22 protein-coding genes are annotated in these 19,275 nt (G+C 74.4%); 9 read left to right on the forward strand and 13 right to left on the reverse strand.

Annotated elements, in window-relative coordinates; genetic code table 11:
• Positions 1–731: 731 nt before the first annotated feature.
• The 6 genes from FGE12_RS23385 to FGE12_RS23410 form a co-directional block, all read right to left on the reverse strand.
• Complete coding sequence (locus tag FGE12_RS23385) at positions 732–1,523, reverse strand: Rieske (2Fe-2S) protein (protein ID WP_153868804.1); 792 nt, start codon at positions 1,521–1,523, stop codon at positions 732–734.
• Positions 1,520–2,092, reverse strand: a complete 573-nt coding sequence (locus FGE12_RS23390) for a YceI family protein (RefSeq protein WP_153868805.1) — start codon at positions 2,090–2,092, stop codon at positions 1,520–1,522. Before FGE12_RS23390 ends, FGE12_RS23385 begins: the two co-directional genes overlap by 4 nt.
• A gap of 12 nt (positions 2,093–2,104) precedes the next feature.
• A complete protein-coding gene (locus tag FGE12_RS23395; protein ID WP_228531029.1) occupies positions 2,105–2,878 on the reverse strand; it encodes a hypothetical protein in 774 nt (257 codons plus the stop codon).
• 167 nt (positions 2,879–3,045) lie between these two features.
• Positions 3,046–3,471 carry a nuclear transport factor 2 family protein gene (locus FGE12_RS23400; RefSeq protein ID WP_153868806.1) on the reverse strand — a complete coding sequence of 142 codons (426 nt, stop codon included), beginning with the start codon at positions 3,469–3,471 and terminating at the stop codon, positions 3,046–3,048.
• 193 nt (positions 3,472–3,664) lie between these two features.
• On the reverse strand, positions 3,665–4,312 hold the full coding sequence (locus FGE12_RS23405) for a hypothetical protein (protein WP_153868807.1): 648 nt from the start codon (positions 4,310–4,312) through the stop codon (positions 3,665–3,667).
• A complete protein-coding gene (locus FGE12_RS23410; RefSeq protein WP_153868808.1) occupies positions 4,309–4,728 on the reverse strand; it encodes a hypothetical protein in 420 nt (139 codons plus the stop codon). The genes FGE12_RS23405 and FGE12_RS23410 overlap by 4 nt, the downstream gene beginning before the upstream one ends.
• 106 nt (positions 4,729–4,834) lie before the next feature.
• On the opposite strand from FGE12_RS23410, the gene FGE12_RS23415 reads away from it, so the two are divergent.
• The 4 genes from FGE12_RS23415 to FGE12_RS23430 all read left to right on the forward strand — a co-directional run bounded on the left by FGE12_RS23415 (position 4,835) and on the right by FGE12_RS23430 (position 7,618).
• On the forward strand, positions 4,835–5,377 hold the full coding sequence (locus FGE12_RS23415; RefSeq protein WP_153868809.1) for an arsinothricin resistance N-acetyltransferase ArsN1 family A: 543 nt from the start codon (positions 4,835–4,837) through the stop codon (positions 5,375–5,377).
• Positions 5,378–5,476: 99 nt separating this feature from the next.
• A complete protein-coding gene (locus FGE12_RS23420; RefSeq protein WP_153868810.1) occupies positions 5,477–6,130 on the forward strand; it encodes an SCO family protein in 654 nt (217 codons plus the stop codon).
• A gap of 159 nt (positions 6,131–6,289) precedes the next feature.
• Positions 6,290–6,874: a hypothetical protein gene (locus FGE12_RS23425; RefSeq protein WP_153868811.1), complete on the forward strand. Its 585-nt coding sequence runs from the start codon at positions 6,290–6,292 to the stop codon at positions 6,872–6,874.
• 114 nt (positions 6,875–6,988) lie between these two features.
• Entirely contained in the window at positions 6,989–7,618 is a 630-nt protein-coding gene (locus FGE12_RS23430; protein ID WP_153868812.1) for a hypothetical protein, read from the forward strand.
• 207 nt (positions 7,619–7,825) lie between these two features.
• On the opposite strand, the gene FGE12_RS23435 is transcribed toward FGE12_RS23430, so the two are convergent.
• The 4 genes from FGE12_RS23435 to FGE12_RS23450 all read right to left on the reverse strand — a co-directional run bounded on the left by FGE12_RS23435 (position 7,826) and on the right by FGE12_RS23450 (position 11,658).
• Positions 7,826–8,434: a Fis family transcriptional regulator gene (locus FGE12_RS23435; protein ID WP_153868813.1), complete on the reverse strand. Its 609-nt coding sequence runs from the start codon at positions 8,432–8,434 to the stop codon at positions 7,826–7,828.
• A 116-nt stretch (positions 8,435–8,550) separates the two neighbouring features.
• Positions 8,551–8,943 (reverse strand): type II secretion system protein GspG, encoded by a 393-nt coding sequence (locus FGE12_RS23440; RefSeq protein WP_153868814.1) that lies wholly within the window; start codon positions 8,941–8,943, stop codon positions 8,551–8,553.
• 17 nt (positions 8,944–8,960) lie between these two features.
• Positions 8,961–10,466: an adenylate/guanylate cyclase domain-containing protein gene (locus FGE12_RS23445; protein ID WP_194798190.1), complete on the reverse strand. Its 1,506-nt coding sequence runs from the start codon at positions 10,464–10,466 to the stop codon at positions 8,961–8,963.
• 70 nt (positions 10,467–10,536) lie between these two features.
• Positions 10,537–11,658: a hypothetical protein gene (locus FGE12_RS23450; RefSeq protein ID WP_153868815.1), complete on the reverse strand. Its 1,122-nt coding sequence runs from the start codon at positions 11,656–11,658 to the stop codon at positions 10,537–10,539.
• A gap of 74 nt (positions 11,659–11,732) precedes the next feature.
• Between FGE12_RS23450 and FGE12_RS23455 the strand changes: the two genes are divergently transcribed.
• Complete coding sequence (locus tag FGE12_RS23455; RefSeq protein ID WP_153868816.1) at positions 11,733–12,350, forward strand: DUF938 domain-containing protein; 618 nt, start codon at positions 11,733–11,735, stop codon at positions 12,348–12,350.
• Positions 12,351–12,359: 9 nt separating this feature from the next.
• Here the strand turns inward: FGE12_RS23455 and FGE12_RS23460 are convergent, their stop codons facing one another.
• Entirely contained in the window at positions 12,360–12,935 is a 576-nt protein-coding gene (locus FGE12_RS23460) for a Uma2 family endonuclease (protein WP_228531030.1), read from the reverse strand.
• A gap of 260 nt (positions 12,936–13,195) precedes the next feature.
• On the opposite strand from FGE12_RS23460, the gene FGE12_RS23465 reads away from it, so the two are divergent.
• The 4 genes from FGE12_RS23465 to FGE12_RS23480 all read left to right on the forward strand — a co-directional run bounded on the left by FGE12_RS23465 (position 13,196) and on the right by FGE12_RS23480 (position 17,961).
• The gene (locus FGE12_RS23465; protein WP_153868817.1) at positions 13,196–14,719 is read left to right on the forward strand and encodes a trypsin-like peptidase domain-containing protein; all 1,524 of its coding nucleotides are present in this window, start codon (positions 13,196–13,198) and stop codon (positions 14,717–14,719) included.
• A 228-nt stretch (positions 14,720–14,947) separates the two neighbouring features.
• On the forward strand, positions 14,948–15,505 hold the full coding sequence (locus FGE12_RS23470; protein ID WP_153868818.1) for a GNAT family N-acetyltransferase: 558 nt from the start codon (positions 14,948–14,950) through the stop codon (positions 15,503–15,505).
• 312 nt (positions 15,506–15,817) lie between these two features.
• Positions 15,818–17,101: a multiheme c-type cytochrome gene (locus FGE12_RS23475; protein ID WP_194798191.1), complete on the forward strand. Its 1,284-nt coding sequence runs from the start codon at positions 15,818–15,820 to the stop codon at positions 17,099–17,101.
• Positions 17,098–17,961: a hypothetical protein gene (locus FGE12_RS23480; protein WP_153868820.1), complete on the forward strand. Its 864-nt coding sequence runs from the start codon at positions 17,098–17,100 to the stop codon at positions 17,959–17,961. The genes FGE12_RS23475 and FGE12_RS23480 overlap by 4 nt, the downstream gene beginning before the upstream one ends.
• 117 nt (positions 17,962–18,078) lie before the next feature.
• On the opposite strand, the gene FGE12_RS23485 is transcribed toward FGE12_RS23480, so the two are convergent.
• Both FGE12_RS23485 and FGE12_RS23490 read right to left on the reverse strand, forming a co-directional pair.
• Positions 18,079–18,246 carry a hypothetical protein gene (locus tag FGE12_RS23485; protein WP_153868821.1) on the reverse strand — a complete coding sequence of 56 codons (168 nt, stop codon included), beginning with the start codon at positions 18,244–18,246 and terminating at the stop codon, positions 18,079–18,081.
• Between the two features lie 83 nt (positions 18,247–18,329).
• Positions 18,330–19,205: a tryptophan 2,3-dioxygenase gene (locus tag FGE12_RS23490; RefSeq protein ID WP_153868822.1), complete on the reverse strand. Its 876-nt coding sequence runs from the start codon at positions 19,203–19,205 to the stop codon at positions 18,330–18,332.
• Positions 19,206–19,275 lie beyond the last annotated feature (70 nt).

The raw sequence follows: 19,275 nt of genomic DNA on the forward strand, positions 1-19,275 counted from the left end.
GAGGGGCCCGAGTGCCCGTCCGACGCGCGCTGTTCCTGCATCGAAGCGGCGCGGTCAGCGCCAGGACGCGAAGCCAGGAGCCCAGCCGGACCCGGGGGAATGAAGCTTCATTCCAGGCGCCAGGGTGTGGAAGAGGCTCCCCCCACTCGGCGACCCAGGCCGGGGTGGAATGACGGTTCCTTCCAGCCCCACGCGCGGCCCAGGGGCGGCGGACGCACCAAGCTGCCTGGAATGAAGCTTCATTCCAGCTCCGAAAGCGGCCGTGGGGCGGCGCGGGCCAGTGGATGGGTGGAATGAAGCTTCATTCCAGGGTCCGACCGGGGGCTTCCCGGGGTTGCACCTCTGTCCGCGGCGCTCGCAGGCATTCGGCGAGCGCGCGGCTTTGGTACGCGGCTGGCTTCCGAGCTCACGCCTCAGGGTCGAGCGGCCGACCCGAACGGAGCTTCATTCTGGCGCCGATTCCGCGGGAGCGCCGTACGCCCCGGACCACGGTGCTCGGAGCGAGAAGGAAGTCCCGAGGTCTGCCCACAGCAGCGCGCACGACTGCGCCGATACCCCTCTCCTCTCGCGCTTCCCCGGAGCGTCTCGCAGGCCGGCGCCCTCGCGCGCTCGGCGAACGCGCCAGGAGCCCGTCCCGTCCGGACCTTCCATCGAGCCGGGTACGCGCTCGGCGAAGGCCCCCGCGCGCCACGTCGACCGAACGTGCCGACGTGCAGTGGAGGGGCCGTCTCCTACGCCACGATCACGGTGACGCCGTTCGCATCGCTCGTGGTGGGGTAGGCGCGCAGCGAGGTGGTGGCGGGGCCGGAGCGGGGCACCACGGCGCCGTCGGGCTGGAACTCCGAGCCGTGGCGCGGGCAGATGAGCAGCCCATCCGCGGCGCTCCACGCAACGGTGGCGCCCTGGTGCGGGCAGATGCCGTCGGTGGCCTGGAAGCGGCCGTCGCCGAGCGCAAAGACGAAGAGCCGGTGGCCGAGCCCCTCGGGCACGCCGTAGTAGAGGCCGCCCGCGGTGGCGAGCTGCGGGAACTGCGCGAAGGGGAAGGTGATGCGGCCGTCCACCACCGGGGGCGTGGTGGCGTCGCCCGCGGCGAAGCGGATGCTGAGCACGCCGGTGGCCGGGTCGTAGCTGCTCGCGTAGGTGTCCAGCGGCGCCACGGCGGGCGGATTCGTGGGCACGCCGTCGTTGCCGAAGCGCGCGCCGTGACAGGGGCAGGCGATCTCCCCCGCGTCCACGCCCAGCGGACAGCCCTGGTGCGTGCACTGCGCGCCGAGCACGACGTACTGGTCCCCCTGCGGGTGCACCACGAGGTACTCCGAGCCGTCGTCGAGCTGCAGGGTGATGCCGCCCCCCTCGCGCGCGAGGTCCGGGTAGCTCGAGACCTGCAGCTCCACGCGCTTGTTGGCCGAGGTCGCCTTGACCAGGGGCGCGGGGCGGATGTCCGGCGCACAGGCGGGCAGCACGGCGGCGGCGCCCGCGGCTCCGGCGAGCCCCGCGAGGAAGCGGCGGCGCGAGCAGCTCACGCACCCTCCTGCGCGAGCTTCACCGCGAGGTCGAGCACCAGCGCGTCCTGCACCTTCACCATCAGGAGCGAGGGGCGCTCGATCTGGAAGGCCTCGAGGCTGATCTCGAAGCGCCCGGTGGCGTCCGCCTTCGCGGGGCTCTGGAAAGTGACCTGCAGCGGCACCTCCACGGGCCGGGTGACGCCGTGGAAGGTGAGGCGGCCCTTCACGGTGACGGGCAGCGTGGCGGGCAGCTTCGCCGGCACGCGCACGGCGCCCGCCACGCCCTTGAAGTCGATGAGCGGGAAGCGGCTCGCGTCGGTGGCCTCCTTCATGTGCGCGTCCCGGTTCGCGTTGCCCGAGTCGAAGTCCTCGACGCGCGCGCGCACCGCGACCTGCAGGGTGCCGTCCGGCAGCAGGCGCGCCTTGCCCTCGAGGCGCTTCGCGGTGCCCTTCACCTCGTGCAGCTTGTGGATGAGCGTGTACGTGAGCGCGCTGCCGTCCTGCACGCCGTAGGTGCGCGGCGCGCCGCCCTCGGCGAGCGCGGCGACGGACAGGAGCAGGGCGCAGAGGGCGGAGAGTGAGCGCATGTTCGGAGCGACCTAGAGGAAGAGGGTGAACACGCCCGCGGTGGTGAACCCGAGCGTGGCGTAGCCGACCACCTGGTGCGCGGTGGCGAAGCGCACCTGGGAGACCTGCCCCTGCTGGGCGGAGCTCGCGGTGATGAGGCCGAGCACCACCTGGGTGACCATGCCGGCGGCCGCGAGCGACATGAACACCTTGTGCATGAGCACCGTGTCGAAGCGCAGCGGCTTCGGGTAGGGCTCGGGGGCGAGGATGCCCATCAGCGCCACGGTGCCGAAGAGGGCGGTGGTGCCCACGGCGAGCCCGCGGTGCAGGGTCTTCCAGGTGCCGTCGTCGCCGCCGCCGCGGTAGATGTCGTTGAAGTTGAGCTGGCCCACCAGCGTGGTGGCCACGAGCCCGCCGGCCATGCCCAGCCCCAGCCCCTGGTGCAGCGAGAGCATGGTGCGCCGGCGCGACACGGCGCGCTCGAGCTCGAGGTCCGGCGCGGCCGCCTTCGCCTCGGGCTCGAGCAGCTCGAAGTCCAGCGAGGGGTCCGCCGGGGCCTGCTGCGCGGGCGAGGCCTCGGGCGGGGCGCGCGGCGCATCACTCGGCGGGGGAGCGGCGGGGGTCTCCGGCTGCGCGGGCGCCTCCGGCGGCGCGGCGGCGGCGGGCTTCTTCTGCGCGCGCTTCTTCTTCGAAGAGCCCTGCGAAGAGGACTGCGCGTGCTTCGGGGGGGTGCTCGTGCCCAGCGCCTGCGCGGGCAGGGCGGCGGCGAGCAGCAGCGCGGAGGCCGCGACGACAGCGAGCTTCATCTCTCCCTCGGGGCTGCAGCGCGGCCAGAGAGCCGGAGGGCGGCTCCACGCGCGCAGCGACGAGGCCGGAGTCTAGCCACAAACACTGCGGGCCCGCGCGCACGTCCGTCCCGCGTGCACGCTGCGCAGGCGGGGCGGACGCGGCAGCACCGATGTGGGCGTGCGCGCTACGCGGGCGCGCTCGCGGGGGCCTCGCTGCGCGGGGCGTTGTTCTGCGCGAGCTCCTGGCCCAGCGCGTGCGGATCGAAGTAGGCGAAGAAGCGGCTGACCCGGTCGCCGTCCCACTCGAGGATGCTCACGCCCTCGTAGGCCACGGCCGCGCCGTTGTGCGCCGTGCCCTGCGTCTCCCACTCGAGTGCCGTGCGGTCGCCCGAGTCGATGACGTTGCGGAAGGTGGAGCGCACCTGCTTCAGCGTCGCCTTGTACTCCGTCCAGAAGGCGCGCGCGCCCTCGCGCCCGCTGAAGACGCGGGGGCTGGCGAGGTTGCTCACCTGCGCGTCGTCGGCGAAGAGCGCGAGGAGGCCGTCCACGTCGCCCTTCTCCTCCAGCCTCCCCAGTGCATCCATGAACCGCTGAGCTCGCTCCATCGACATGTGTGCGTCCCTTCCTTCGGCCGCCGCCACGCCCGCGTCGGCGCGCGGGGGTAGGGGCCCTCGTGGGTGTGCGGATCAAGGTGCGCACGGGGCCTGTCCGCGGGCGCACACCTTGGACACGCTCGCCCGCATGGCTCCAGGCCCAGCACCCGCGGCGGCCACCGGGCGCACAGCCGCCCGGACGCCCCTCCGCTCACCCCTCCTGCGCGGCGTCGGCGCGGCGCTGCGCCCGCGCCCGCGCGTAGTGCTCGCGCAGCGGGCGCTTGCGCGCGATGCGCCCGAGCGGCGGGGCGGGCGGCTCCACGGTGATGCTGCACTCGTTCACCCACGCGTAGAGCGCGGCGGTGCGCCGCAGCAGCGCGTCGTCCTCGTGCTGCAGCGCCTCCATGCCGGCGTGCAGCGCGTACTGGCGGCGCACCAGCGCGAGCGCGGGGGCGAAGGAGGGGTGCGAGAACCGGCGCTCGAGCTCGGCGAGCACCTGCGCGTCCGTGCGCGCCAGCAGCGCGGGCAGCTCCGCCTCGTCGAGGCCGCACAGCCCCAGCCCTGCCTCGAAGGCGTGCAGGTTGAAGGCGAGCAGGTGGCCGCTCGCGCAGTACGCGCAGCCGTTCCACAGGCTCGCGCCCGCCGCGAGCAGGTGCGCATCCCGCTCGCCCCAGCGCGCCACCATCTGCTCCCACACCCGCGCGCTCTCGCGCACCCACTGCAGGAAGCCGCGCGGCCCGAAGCTGCGCAGCGCCTCCTCCAGGAAGTCCACCTCGTAGCCCTCCGTCAGCCGCGCGAGCTTGCGCATCGCGAGCAGCAGCGCGCGGCCCACCGGCCCCACCCGCCCGCCCGCGCTCACCGCCCCGCCCCCAGCGCCGCGCGCGCCGCGCCCACGCGCGTGCCCTGCGCGGCGAGCCACGCGCGCGCCTGCCGCTCGCTCGGCACCGCGAGGCCCTGCGGGTCCCCGCCCGCGTGCATCGCCCGCAGCGCGAGCCCGCGCCCCCAGGGCCGCCCGTCCACGTACGCCGTGCGCCAGCCGCCCTGCGCGAGCCGCCGGTGCAGCGCCTCCCAGCGCGCGAGCGCCTCGGGGCCCGCGGCCGTGACCGCCTCCGTCCGCAGCAGGAGCCGGCGCGGCCCACCGGCCGCCTCCGCCCGCGGCAACAGCGCCTCCAGCGCCTGCAGCCCCTCGGGCTCCAGCACCCCGTGCAGCGCCCCCTCCACCGTGCTCTGGGGCGGCGCGCTCAGCGTGAAGCCCCGCCCTTGCGTCACCGTCACCGCGCGTCTCCAGCCAGGGGAAAAAAGTGCAGCACCCCTCCCTACCACGGGTGGGGGCGGGCGGCGCCTTGTCGCCCGGAGGCCTTCGTGGTTTGCAGCGCCTGCGATGCCTGGCCGCTTCCCATCGTCCCGCCCATCGACCCTCAGGGCCCGCGCCGCGCGCGCCGCGGACGCGGAGGCGATCGCGCGCATCTACAGCGAGGGCATCGCCGAGCGGCGCAGCACCTTCGAGACCCGCCCGCGCACGGCCGCGGACGTGCAGGCCTGGCTCGGCGGGCGCCACCCGGTGGTGGTGGTGGAGCGCGCCGAGACCGAGGCAGACGCGCAGGTCGTCGCCTTCGCCTCGAGCGCGCCCTACAGCCCGCGCGCCTGCTACGCGGGGGTGGCGGACTTCAGCGTGTACGTGGACTCGCAGGCGCGGGGGCAGGGCGCGGGGCGGCTCGCGGTGGAGGCGCTGGTGGCCGCCGCCACTGCCGCCGGCTTCCACAAGCTCACCAGCCGCGTCTTCGCCACCAACGCGGTGAGCCGGCGCATGCTCGCGGGCCTGGGCTTTCGCGAGGTGGGGGTGCACCTGAAGCACGCCCCGCTCGACGGGGTCTGGCACGACGTGGTCACGGTGGAGCGGCTGCTGCCGGAGAACCTGCGCTAGCGGGCAGGGAGGCGGCTTTCCCCCGCCCCAAGCCGGGCTGATGGTGGCGCCCCGCGCGCGCCTTGCCCCCCGCGCCCCCTTCCGTTAGCAGTGGCGTCCATGTCCACCCCCGCCCCCGCCTCTCCCGCCCTGCCCCGGCGCGCCTCGAGCCCGCTGCTCTGGGGCGTGCTCGGCGCGCTGCTCGCCGGCGTGCTGCTCGCGGGCGCCTGGGTGGCGCTGCGCCCGGCGCCCGAGCCGCTGCCGGACCTGGGCGCGCTGCCCGCCTTCACCTTCACCCGCCAGGACGGGCGCCCCTTCGGGCTGCAGCAGCTGCAGGGCCACCCCTTCGTGGCGAACTTCATCTTCACCCGCTGCCCCACGGTGTGTCCGCTCTTCAGCAAGAAGATGGCGGCGCTGCAGGGGCGCACGAAGGACGTGGGCGCGAGGCTCGCGCTCGTCTCCTTCTCGGTGGACCCGAAGTACGACACCCCCGAGCGCCTCTCCGCCTACGCGCACAAGTACGGCGCGGACGAGGCGCGCTGGAGCTTCCTCACCGGCGACTACGAGCAGCTCAAGGGCACCATCGTCGGCGGCTTCAAGATCTCCATGGGCCGCGAGAACCTGGACGACGCGGACGTGATGGGCATCTTCCACGGCACCCACTTCGTGCTGGTGGACGGCCGGGGCCACGTGCGCGGCTACTACGACAGCAACGACGCCGAGGCCACCGAGCGCCTGGTACAGGACGCCGAGCGCCTCGCGCGCGAGGGCTGAGGGCGCCTCGGGGCCTGCGCTTCGGGGTCTGCACTTCGGGGTCTACAAAGACCCGCGCTGCGCACGCGCCGTGCCAACGCAGACCCTGTAGGCCTTGCCGACCGGCCACCCTGTCCCAACCTTCAGCCTGTCATCAGCCGGGCTGCGGGGAGTGCGCGAATGGGCGGGCAGGAACTCGAGGCGGGGGCGGAGCGCGGCGCGGCAGCGGCGAGCGGGCGGGGCGCGCGTCGCCTCGGCGTCTGGACGCGCTTCTTCCTCTACGGGCTCCTCGGCTGGTGCGTGGAGTGCTTCTTCACCTCGGTGATCGACCTGGCGTCGGGTGCCGGGGACCTGCGCCTCAAGGGCTACAGCTACCTGTGGATGCACCCCATCTGGGGCGCCGGCATCCTCGCGAGCGAGCGGCTGTGCCCGGCGCTGCGGCGCGCGGGCCTCGGGCGCTTCGCGCGGGTGCTCGTGTACATGGTGCTGTGCTTCGCGGTGGAGTACGCGAGCGGCGCGGCGCTGGTGGCGCTCATCGGCCGCTGCCCCTGGGACTACTCCGGGAGCATCTGGAGCGTGAACGGGCTCATCCGCCTGGACTACGCGCCCTTCTGGGCGCTGTGCGGCTACCTCGGTGAGCCCCTGTGCAGCCTCATGCGCCGCGTGCGCCTGAGCGCGCCGGTGCGCCCCCTGCGTCCGGGGCGCGCGATCCGCTCGCCCCGCCGCCGTCTCGCGCCGCCCGTGAAGCTCTCCCCCGCGCCCTGAGCTGCGGCGCGCGCGGCGGCTTCCCGCCCCCGCGCTCATGACTACCTTTGGCGCACCTCCCCTCCACCCCATTCCGGAGCGAGGGGGACCGAGCGCAACGAGGAGCACCCGACGATGGCGAAGCGTGGATTGATGGACAAGGTGAAGCAGGCGGTGGTGAAGGCAGGCACGCCGGTGGCGCGCACGCTCGCCAAGGGCACCGTGGCCGCGGTGAACACCGTGGACGCCCTGAGCGAGAAGCTTCCCGGCAACAAGAAGAAGGCCGTCACCCGCGCGACCTCCGCCGTGAAGAGCGCCGCCGAGAGCACGATGCGCGCGACGAAGTCCGCCGGCGCCGAGGCCCCGGCGGCGAAGGCGGCTGCGCCCAAGGCCCCGAAGGCGGCCGCGAGCGCGTCTCCCAACGCCACCGAAGGCGCCGCGCCCCCGCCCAGCGAGGCGCGCCGCGTGACGGCGAAGCGCTCGGCCGGCCCGCGCACCGTCTCCACCGCGAGCGAGGCCACCGCCGCGCGCGAGATGGGCACCGCGCCGCCGCCCTCCGAGGCCGCCCGCGTGACGCCCGCCGCGCGCACCGTCTCGCGCAAGAGCGAGGACACCAGCGCCGCCGCCGCCCTGCCCGCGCGCGACGCCGGCCGCAAGACCATGCCCGCCGCCGCCGCGAAGCGCGCGACGAAGAGCGCGAAGCCCGCCGCGAAGAAGACCGGCTTCAAGGCCAAGCGCGGCCAGAAGCACAACCACCACCGATAGCCGGCGCGCGCGCCCTCGGCGCTCGGGGGCGCGCGAAGTCGACCCACACCACCGCCCGCCCGCGACGGCGCCCGCTGCACGCGAGCGCACGGCGCCGTCCTTCGAGACGCCCGGCGAGGGGCGCGCGAAGCCGCGCCTCCAGACCGCCCGCGATTGCGTGAGGCCGCGGCCCCTCCTCCTCACGAAGGTGGAGGGAGGGCTCGGCCGCTACTTGCGCGCCGGCGTCCCCGCCGAGCGCGCCGCGCCGCCCGCGCTGCGCACCGCGGCCTTCGCGGACGCCGCCGGGTGCGCGAGCACCTTGCGCCCCGCGGCCTTGCCCGTGCGCGAGGCGGCCTGCGGCGCAGGCGCCGAGGCCTTGAGCTTCGCGGCGCGCGCCGCCCGCTCGGCGGCGGCCTGGGCGCGGCGCTTCTTGAGCGCATCGCGCAGGCCCTCGGTGTTCATGTCCACCAGCGCCTGGTGCAGGCGGTAGTGCAGGTCCTCGCGCAGCGTGCCGCGGGTGCGCGCCTGGTCCGGGGAGCCCGCGAGCCCCACCACCACCTTGGGCCGCTCCTCCTGCAGCTGCAGGCAGCGCAGCAGCTGCGCCTGGGCGACGGGCGCGAGCTTGCCCACGTCCGGGATGAACACCACGCCGCGCGGCGCCTTGAGCGCCTGGGCGAGCTCGGCCGCGGTGCGCGCCTCCACCAGGGGGCCCTCCGCCGCGAAGTGCTCCGCCGCTTCCTGCGCCCACGCCCGCCGCTCGTCCTCGGTGCCGCCCGAGAGCAAGAGCGAGGCGCGGTTGGTGACGAGCTCCTCCTCGCGATAACCCCGTCCTGTCACAACCAGACCTTTCTGTGTGTCCAGCGGAAAAGAGTGCGCCCAACTCTATCCGCCCACACGCCCCCCGTCGAATCGGCAGGGGCCCCGGAGGCCGATTTTTCGCCCATTTGCCGCTTTCAGGGCGCCGGGTGGCCGTCCGTGCTGGTGTGGTCCTCGTCCTCCCCCACCCCGCCGTGGCGACCGTCCGCCCCCAGGGTGGAGAGGATGACGCGCTCGCCGTTGCTCAGGTACTCGTAGGGCCGGCCCCAGGGGTCCAGCGGGGGCTCGGGGAGGTACTTCGGGGCGAGGAAGGACAGGTCCCCCTCCTCCGGCAGCGCGTGCCCGTCCCGCCGGTACGCGTCCAGCGCCGCCTGGATGCGCGCGAAGTCCGCGTGCACCTGCGCCTGGCTCGGCGAGTGCCGGCTGAGGCGGGCGAAGCAGGTCACCCCCACGACCACCAGCAGCCCGAGCACGAGGCCGAGCACGAGGACGGGAGGGACGCGGCGGGAGGGGGAGGCCGGGGGAGCCATGGCCCCCTCACCCTAGCCTACAGCGCGCGGAAGGGCTGCACCGGCTGGCTGCGGCCGCGCAGCTGCACCGGGGCGAGCGGGGTGAAGCGCGCGCTGCCCTCGCCCAGCTCGCAGGTGCGCGCCCCCACCAGCACCTCGCCCGGGCTGGCGAGTGCACACAGCCGCGAGGCCACGTTCACCGCGTCGCCCACGCAGGTGTACTCGGTGCGCAGCGCGCTGCCCACCGTGCCCACCACCACCTGCCCCGTGTTGATGCCCACCCCCAGCTGCAGCGCGGGCAGCTCGTCGATGAAGGTCTCGAAGATGGCGGCGGGGGGCTGGGCGTTGAGCTGCTCCACCGCGGCCACCATCATGCGGGCGGCCTGCAGCGCGCGCACCACGTCGTCCTCGCGGGCCACCGGCGCGCCGAACACGGCCATCAGCCCGTCACCCAGGAACTTGTCCAGCGTGCCGCCGCAGGTGAGCACCGCGTCGCTCAGCGCGCCCAGCACGTGGTTGAGCACCGCCACCGTGCGCTCGGGGGTGAGGCGCTCGGCCAGGTGGGTGAAGTTGCGCAGGTCCGCGAAGAGCACCGTCACCTCGCGCCGCTCGCCGGTGAGCACCACCTCCTCGGGGCGCTTGAGGATCTCCTCCACCACCGCGTCCGAGGTGTAGCGCGCGAAGAGCTTGCGCATGCGCTCGGTCTCGCCGGTGCGCCGCACCACGCTCTCGATGCGCGCGCTGAGCTCCTCGAGGCTCGCCCCCTTGTGGATGTAGTCGTCCGCCCCGGCGCGCAAGCCCTGCACGCGGCGGCTCTCCATGTCGTTCGCGGTGAGGATGATGACCGGCACGCCCGCCGCGGAGCCCTCCTTGAGCCGCAGGCACAGCGCCACGCCGTCCAGCCCCGGCATCTCCAGGTCGCTGAGCACCAGCGCCGGCTGCACGCGCTGCACCTGCTCCAGCGCCTCGAAGGGGTCCTGGAAGCAGACCACCTCGTAGCCGAGGCCCACCAGCCCCTCCTGCACCAGCGCGCAGGCGATGGCGCTGTCGTCCACCACCATCACCCGCCGGCGCGCGGCCGTGCTCGCAGCCCCGCCCTCCGCCCGCGCCGCCTCGGGCGGGCGCGCGCCCACCACCCGCGCCTGCAGCGCGAGCGCCTCGTACACCTGCTTGTAGGTGCAGTGGCCCAGCTCCACCAGGACCTCCCCCAGCCGGCGCCCGTCGCGCCGCTGGCGCACCAGCGCCTCGTCGCGCTGCGCGGCCGTGACGTGCTTGAGCCCCACCAGCAGCTCGCCCAGCGGCGGGCGCCGGGGCGCGGTGGGCAGGTTCAGCCCCAGCGCCTCGCTCAGCCCCTGCTGCAGCCCCTCGCGCGTCACGTGGCCCAGGCGCACCAGCGCCTCGCCCACGCGCTCGCCCGTCACCGCCTGCAGCTCCAGCGCCTCGTGCACCTGCGCGGGCGTGGCGAGCCCGAGGCGCTGCAGCAGCTCGCCGAAGAGGGGGCTCGCGGAGGGACTGGAGGAGGAGGCGGGCGGAGAGGAGGACACGTGCAGGCCGCAGCGTACCGCAAGCCGCGCGCGGGCCAATGGGGGCCCCCGGGGCCCTGGAGGTAGGCGCCTAGAGCACCCGCATGAAGGCGAAGGCGATCTCCAGCACGATGAGCAGCACGATCGCCAGCTCCAGCGTGAGCGCGCGGTCGGTGTCCACCTCGCCCTTGAGCAGCCCGTAGGTCTGGCTCAGCAGCTGCTGCTTGCCCGTCACCGAGGCCTGCCACGAGGGGATGCGCAGCCGGCGCACCGCGGCCTCGTAGACCTTGGCCAGGTAGAAGTCGCCCACGATCTTCAGGCTGTTCTCCACCCGCTCCACGAACTCCGAGAGGTCGATGAGCGTGGCCAGCGTCTCGCGCGCGAGCCGCCGGTAGGGCGAGCGCAAGAGGCCCCCGCTGCGCTTCTTCTGCACCTCGTCGTGGATGCGCGCGATGTGCGCGTCCAGCAGGTCGTCGTAGTAGCGGAACTCGAGCAGCTGCGCGTTGGCGATCTCCAGCAGGTCCGGGATGTCGCGGCTGCCCGAGGGCTCGTAGACGAAGGCGCTGTTCCAGTCCACGACCACCAGGTCGTCCACCGTGTAGCTGAAGCGCGCCTGGGTCACCGCCGCGCTCTCGCGCTCGCTCAGCGGCCGCCCCGCCACCTCCCCGAGCAGCAGCCGCGCGAGGTCCACCTGCCCCACCACCTGCTCGGCGCTGGGCGCGCCCGCGACCCCCGGCAGGGAGAGGCTCTCCGCGAAGACGACCGTGTAGCTCTCGTTCTGGTCCCACAGGTGCGGGCCCTGCAGCGCCGGCGCGAGCGTCTTGCGCACGGTGTCGATGAGCTCCGCGGCGAGCGCCTCCAGCGCCTCGCTGTCGTAGAGCTCGTCCGCGAGCGCCGTGAGCGCCTCGAAGTCCGTGCCCGGCGCGATGGGCACCGCGAGGATGATGCTCGCCGCGCCGTGGTCGAAGAGCCGCGCCGTCACGTCCACGGTGAGCGGCCCCGCGCGCACCGCGAGCACCCGCCGCCCCAGCTCGTAGGCGAGCGGCGGGTTGGGCAGCTCCAGGTACTGCCCGTTCTCACGCCCCAGCTTCAGCCGGCGCGCCCCCTCGGTGAGCACCTTGCGCGCGCGCTCCAGGTCGATCTCCTCCGCGATGTCGTAGATGCGGTAGCAGAGGACCTGCCCCTTCTCGAAGACGAGCGTGCCGTTGCGCATGACGGGGGCAACCTTAGGCGTGAGCCCGCAGGGGCGGGGTGAGGGATTGCGCCCACCATGCGATAGTGCACCGCATGAGCCACGGGGACGACCGGCAGTACGCGCCCGCCACCGAGCGCAACCGCGAGCCGCTGCTCGCCGTGCTGCGCGAGCTGCTCCCTTTGCCCGCGCGCGTGCTCGAGGTGGCGAGCGGCACCGGCCAGCACGCCGTCTTCTTCGCGCGCGCCCTGCCCCACCTCACCTGGCAGCCCACGGACGCAGACCCCGAGGCGCTGCCCAGCATCGAGGCGTGGCGGCGCGCGGAGGGGCTGCTCAACGTGCTGCCGGCCGCGGCGCTCGACGTGCGCGGCCTCCCCTGGCCCGAGGCGCTCGCAGGCCCCTGGGATGCGCTGGTGTGCATCAACATGGTGCACATCTCGCCGTGGGAGGCCACGCAGGCGCTGCTGGCCGGCGCGGCGCGCGCGCTGCGCCCCGGCGGACGGCTCGCGCTCTACGGGCCCTACCTCGTGGAGGGCCGCCCCACCGCGCCCACCAACCTCGCCTTCGACGCCTCCTTGCGCGCGCGCAACCCCGCCTGGGGCGTGCGCGCGCTGGAGGCAGTGCTCGCGGAGGGCGCGCGCCACGGGCTCGTGCGCGAGCGCGTGGTGGACATGCCGAGCAACAACCTCACCGTGGTGCTCGAGCGCCGCTAGCGCGCCGCCTCACGCCTCCCACAGGAGCCGCAGCTCCAGGGCGAGCGGCTCATAGGGCTCGGCGTGCACCGCCGCCTCGCCGTGGTGCGTGGCGAGCAGCGTGTAGTGCGCGCCGTCCAGGCGCAGCAGCTCGAGCGTGCGCAGCGCCGGGTCCACGAGCCACACGTGGCCCACGTCCTCACGCGCATACGCAGGCAGCTTCACCGCCCGGTCGTGCGCCGCGGTCGAGGGCGAGAGCACCTCGCAGAGCCAGTCGGGCGCAACGCTCATCGCCGCCACGTCGAGCGAGGCCGGGAGGCGCTCGCGCCGCCAGGCCGCGAGGTCCGGCACGAGCACCTCCCCGCCGAGGCGCAGCTCCGGCTCGCACAGCACCAGCCAGCCCCCCGGCCCGCTGCGCCCCCGGCTGAACGCGCCATCCAGCAACCCGGCGAGTCGGGTCGCCACCAGCGCGTGCGGGATGGCCGGTCGCGGGCTCGCCACCAGCTCGCCGCCGACGATCTCCCCGACCCAGCCGGTGGGGAGATCCTCCAGGTCGGCGTAGGTGGCAGGCGGGCGGGCAGGCTTCGCGCACATGCCCCGGAGCATGCGCCCCGCCCCCGACACCCACAAGGTGCGCTCCCAGACCTGGGGCAGGCTGCCCCGCGGACGGGATGCCCCACCCCCGCGGTCCCGCCGGAGCCTGGCAAAACACAGCGTTTCCGGGCGCTTGGCGGAGCGCCAGGGGGCGCCCGGGCCTCCGTGCCACGCCCGTCTCATGGCACGCGTGCTGCTCCTGCATGAGGGCATCGGCCTCCGCTTGCGGCGGCCTCTTCGACCGTTACGTTCGTCTGACCGAAAGGAGTCCCATGCCCCCCCGCTCCCGCTGGACCCGCGCGGTCCAGCTCGCCCGCGTCCCCGCCCTGCTCGGCGCCCTCGCCGCCTGCGGCCAGCCCGCGCGCCAGGACCCCAAGCCCGCGCCGGCCCCCGCGGCCGCTGCTCCCACCGCTGCCGCCCCCGCCCCGGCGGCCCCCGCCGCGCGCACCGAGCCGCTCGCCGCAGGCCGCCCCGACTCGCTCGCGGACCTCGTCGCGCAGGTGAAGGGCGCGGTCGCCTTCGTCGAGGTGCGCACCGGCCCCAGCCACGCCCCGCGCGGCGCGCGCCTGCCCTTCGGTGGAGGCTTCGGGGGAGATGACGGGCAGGGCCCCGGCTGGAACCCCTTCGCCCCGCAGCAGCAGCAGCCGCAGCGCCAGGGGCTGGGCTCCGGCTTCCTCATCAGCGCGGACGGCCTGCTGCTCACCAACAACCACGTGGTGCAGGACGCGCAGACCATCCGCGTGAAGCTCGAGGGCGGCCAGCAGTACGACGGCAAGCTGCTCGGACGCGACCCGCTCACCGACGTGGCGCTGGTGCAGCTGCAGGGCGTGAAGGAGCAGCTGCCCTTCGTGAAGCTCGGCGACTCGGACGCGCTGCGCGTAGGCGACTGGGTGGTGGCCATCGGCAACCCCTTCGGCCTCTCCTCCAGCGTGAGCGCGGGCATCCTCTCCGCCCGCGCGCGCGACATCCACGCCGGCCCCTACGACGACTTCCTGCAGACGGACGCCGCCATCAACCCGGGCAACAGCGGCGGGCCGCTCTTCAACCTGAAGGGCGAGGTCATCGGCATCAACACCGCCATCATCGGCGGCGGCACCGGCATCGGCTTCGCGGTGCCCAGCAACCTGGTGAGCGCGCTGGTGCCGCGGCTGCAGAAGGACGGCGCCATCACGCGCGGTTGGCTGGGGCTCGCCGCGCAGGACCTCAGCCCCGAGCTGGGACGCGCCCTGGGCACCGACGCCACCGCGGGCGCGCTCGTGGCCAGCGTGAACCCGGGGGGCCCCGCCGCCCGCGCCGGCCTGAAGGCAGACGACGTCATCGTCGCGCTGGACGGCAAGCCGCTCGCCTCCGCGGGCGCCCTCACCCGCAGCGTGGGCCTGCAGAGCCCCGGCCACGAGGTGACGCTCGGCGTGTGGCGCGACGGCAAGCGGCGCGAGGAGAAGGTGAAGCTCGGCACCCGGCCCGACCTCGAGGGCACCGGCGTGCAGCCGCGCGCCCAGCTGGACAGCGGCCCCGATGACGGCGAGGGCAACGGCAGCAGCCGCCGCATCGGGCTCGCCCTGCGCCCCACGCCCGACGGCAGCCCCGGCGCGGTCATCGCCGGCGTGGAGCCGGGCTCCCCCGCCGACCGCGCAGGGCTCCAGCCCGGCATGGTGGTGGTGGAGGCCGAGCGCCAGGCGGTGGAGGACCCGCAGGGGCTCATCTCCAAGCTGCGCGGCGCGAAGAGTGGCAGCGCCCTGCTGCTGCGCGTGGAGCAGGACGGCCAGCGCGGCCTGCGCGCGCTCGCCGTGCCCTGAGCCGCCGGGGTGCGCCGCAGCCCCGCCCCGCGCCCCTGCAGTCGCGGAAGGTGCCCCCCGGTTCGCCGGGCCGCTGCAGTGGGAACGTGCCGCCCACAGCTCGCCGGGCCCCGGCGCCGCCCCGCGGTGCCCGGGCGAGGACCCATCGTCCGGCGCCGAGCCGGTGCGGCGCGCGAGCCCGATGCGGCGCTTGAGCCCGGAGGCCGGAGCCGCTCAGATGCGGCCCGCATGCCCCACGTCGTCCTCGAGCCTCTCCCGGAGCTGTCCACCCCGCGCCTGCGCCTGCGCGCCCCGGTGCTCGAGGACGCGCACGCGCTGCTCGCCATCTACGGCGACCCCGAGGCGATGCGCTACGCCGGCCAGGACCCGAGCCAGGGCGTGGCGCAGCTGCGCGAGAAGCTCACGCGCGACCTGGACACCCAGCGCCGCGGCGAGTCCGCCCGCTGGTCCGTCACCCTGCCCGGACAGCTGCACGCCGTGGGCTACCTCGGGTTCTTCCAGTGGAGCCAGCGCGAGCGCCGCGCGGAGCTGGGCTACATGCTCGCCAAGCCCTACTGGGGCCAGGGCCTGATGAAGGAGGCGCTCCCCCACGTCGTGCGCTTCGGCTTCGGGGTGATGCGCCTGCACCGCATGGAGGCGCGCGTGGACCCGCGCAACACCGCCTCGATGCGCCTGCTGCAGGGGCTCGGCTTCCGCCAGGAGGGGCTGCTGCGCGACTCCGCCCTGTCCGAGGGCGCCTACTGCGACACCGCCGTGCTCGGGCTGCTCGAGAGCGAGTGGCGCTGACCGGGCGCAGGTAGGCCGGGTGGCCGGGGCCGGCGCTCGCGGCGGGCCTACTGCCGGAAAGAGCTGTCGTTCCGCAGGCTTGGAGCCGCACGGGGCCTGGAATGACGCTTCCTTCCGCGGGCTCTGGGGGTCGCACGGGGCCTGGAATGACGCTTCCTTCCGCGGCCGATGTGCCCCGCGGGGCCCGCGTGTCCCGGAGCCATGGAGCCTCCGTCCGGCCCCTGTTCGTGGAACACGGGGAGGACCGGGGGTACGGAGTTGGCGGGGTTGTGGGGCATGGCTACCTGCTCTGGGTACCTTCCCGGGAGCCCTATGCCCGCCGTCAGCTTCAAGTCGGTGTTCATCGCCGTGGTGCTGGGTACGGCGATCGTGGTCGCGGCGCTGCTGATCAACGCGAAGCGCCCCCCGGTGGAGACGGCGCAGCCCAGCGCGGAGCTGGTGCGCGCCACCGGCAAGTGCGCCGAGTGCCACCGCCGGGAGACCTCCGCGGTGGTGCACCAGTTCGAGCGCAGCCAGCACGCGGTGAAGGGCATCAACTGCCTGGACTGCCACAAGCCCGCCGAGGGCCAGGAGGCGATGGAGCACCGCGGCTTCACGCTCGCCAAGCACCTCACCGCGAAGAACTGCGCGCAGTGCCACACGACCGAGTACGAACAGTTCGCGCGCAGCCGGCACGCGGGCCCCTCGTGGGCGGCGGTGCGCGGCACGGAGGGCTTCAGCCCGGAGCAGATCGCACTGGGGGAGAAGTTCCATCCGGGGTGGATCAAGCGCCCCACGCACCCGGTGGGCGTGGCCGAGGGCGAGTCCGCGATGGCGGGCGGCTGTGACGCCTGCCACGCCATCGGCAAGCCCAACGCGGACGGCTCCTTCGGCAGCTGCACGCAGTGCCACGCGCGCCACTCCACCTCGGTGGCGCTCGCGCGCGAGCCGCGCACCTGCGGCCAGTGCCACATGGGCCCGGACCACTCGCAGATCGAGATCTTCGAGGAGTCCAAGCACGGCGTGCTCTTCACCGCGCAGCGCGAGAGCTTCAACCTGAAGGCGGACCCCAAGCACCTGACCACCGCGGACATGCCCGCGCCCACCTGCTCCACCTGCCACATGAGCGGCCTGGAGGGGCTCAAGGTGACGCACAACCCGGGCGAACGCCTCGGCTGGTTCCTCTTCGCCCCCATCTCCACGCGCCGCCCCGCCGGAGACGCGGGCGAGCAGGGCATGAAGGAGGTGTGCCTCAAGTGCCACGCGCACACCCAGGTGGAGAGCTTCTACACGAACGCCGAGGCGGTGCTGCAGTCCACCAACGAGAAGGTGAAGGGCGCGCTCGACCTCACGGCGGCGCTGCGCAAGGAGGGCCTCATCGACGCGAAGCCCTTCGACCAGCCCATCAAGTTCGTGGAGTTCGACCTCTGGCACTACTTCGGCCGCACCGCGAAGCACGCGGCCTTCATGGGCGGCGCGGACTTCGTGCAGTGGCACGGCAACTACGAGCTGCTCAAGCTGCGAAACGAGCTGGACACGATGGCGAAGGAGCTGCGCGAGGGCCACGGCGGCGCGCCGGTGCCCAAGGCCACGAAGGGCACCGAGGCGAAGCCGTGACGGCGGGCGGGCTGCGCGGGCGGCTCGCCGCGCTCACGCCCTTCTGGGCCGCGCGCGCCTTTGCCGTGTTCAACCTCGCCTTCCTCGCGGCGGACATCCTGCTCGCCCACGCGGCCAACGCCTTCGCCCACCCCGCCGAGTGGGTGCCGGTGGCCTTCTCGCTCGTCTCGCCGCTGCTGCTGCTGCCCGGGCTCCTCTCCGCGCGGATGCACGCGCGCACGCGCTGGCTGGACGTGGCGGTGGCGGTGGGCAGCATGGCGGTGGGGGTGGCCGGGATGCTGCTGCACCTGGAGAGCGCCTTCTTCGCGCGCCAGTCACTGCGCGAGCTCGTCTACACCGCGCCCTTCGTCGCGCCGCTCTCGTACGTGGGGCTGGGGCTGCTCATCCTGCTCAACCGCATGGAGGCGCCGGAGGGCCCTGCGTGGGCGCCCTGGGTGCTGCTGCTCGCGCTGGGCGGGAGCGCGGGCAACCTGGGCCTGAGCCTGCTCGACCACGCGCAGAACGGCTTCTTCTCCGCGGCCGAGTGGGTGCCGGTGGTGGCGGCCGCCTTCAGCACCAGCTTCCTCCTGGTGGCGCTCCTGCGCCCCACGCCCGGCTTCCTGCGCCTCACGCTCGGGCTGCTCGCGCTCGTGGCGGCGGTGGGGCTGGTGGGGCTCGCGCTGCACCTGCACGCGGACCTCGGCCACCCGGGCTCCGGCCTGCGCGACAAGCTCGTCTACGGCGCGCCCGTCTTCGCCCCCATGCTCTTCGCGGACATCTCGCTGCTCGCGGCCATCGGCGTGTGGGGGCTCTTGCGCGCGCCGGCCTCGCGGCCGCTCGAGCGCGGCGGGGCACAGGGCGCGGAGCCGGTGGCGCCCTGAGGGGCGCGCGCCGCGCTCCTGCAACCCGGTTGCATCCGCGCGGCGGCCCGGACGGGAGGCCGTGGCGTGGCGACCTCCACAGCGCGGGCACCCTGCAGCTTCAGCGGCCCGCGGGCCTCAGTGCCCGGACGGCGCGCTCACCGGCGGCGCGGGCACGGTGCCCTGGTCCGGCAGGTTGCCGATGTGGCCCGGGGTGGGCACGGGGCGGTCTCCGGCCTCGCGCTTGGGGCCCTGCTCGTCGTCCGGCGTGAGGTTCGCGTCCTTCTTCGGATCGTGCTCGGCCATGGCGGTGTGCTCCTCCCTGAGAGGGAAAAGCTAGGGACGAAGCACGCCGGAGGAAGGCGGGGACAGGTGGGCCGCCGGGCGGCCTAGCGGCGCGGCGGCGGGGCGAGCGTGGTGCGCACGTCCCACAGCTCCGGGAAGAAGCGCAGGTCCAGCGCCTTGCGCAGGAAGCCCACGCCCGAGGAGCCGCCGGTGCCCTGCTTGAAGCCGATGATGCGCTGCACGGTCATCATGTGGCGGTAGCGCCAGAGCTGGAAGCGCTCCTCCACGTCCACCAGCTTCTCGCACATCTCGTACGCGTCCCAGTGCTCGTCGCTGCCGGAGGAGATGCCCTCGTAGATGCGGCGCACCACCTCCATCACGCCCGCGCTCGCCTCGTAGGGCTGGCTCCAGTCGCGCTCCACGCGGTCCCGGGGCACGTCGTGCCCCGCGCGCGCGAGGTAGCGCAGGAACTCGTCGTACACGCTGGGGCGCTGCAGGTAGTCCTTGAGCTGCTGGTACACCGCGGGGGTGTGCGCGAAGGGCGCGAGCGCCTGGGCGTTCTTGTTGCCCAGCAGGAACTCCAGCGTCCGGTACTGGTGGCTCTGGAAGCCGGAGGCGGGGCCCAGCGTGTCGCGGAACTCGAGGTACTCGTTGGGGGTGAGCGTCTCCAGCACGCTCCACTGCTCGAAGAGCATGCGCTGGATCTGCCCCACCCGCGCGAAGATCTTGAACGAGGGCTCCAGCCGGTCCGCCTGGATGAAGCGCACGGCGGCGTCCAGCTCGTGCACGAGCAGCTTCATCCACAGCTCGCTCGTCTGGTGCTGGATGATGAAGAGCAGCTCGTCGTGGTGCGCGGGGCTGCTGCGCGGCGCCTGGCTGTCCAGCAGCCGGTCCAGCTGCAGGTAGCTGCCGTAGGTCGTGCGCCCCGCGAGGTCGGTGACGATGCCGGGCTCGAGGTCGCGCTTGTTCGGAGTGCTCATGGCTGGGTCGGATTAGGACCACGCCCCGCCGGCCCGCGCAATGTGCGCCGCGGACGGGCAGGAGCTCTCC

This window comes from Aggregicoccus sp. 17bor-14 (genome assembly GCF_009659535.1).
Lineage (GTDB): Bacteria > Myxococcota > Myxococcia > Myxococcales > Myxococcaceae > Aggregicoccus.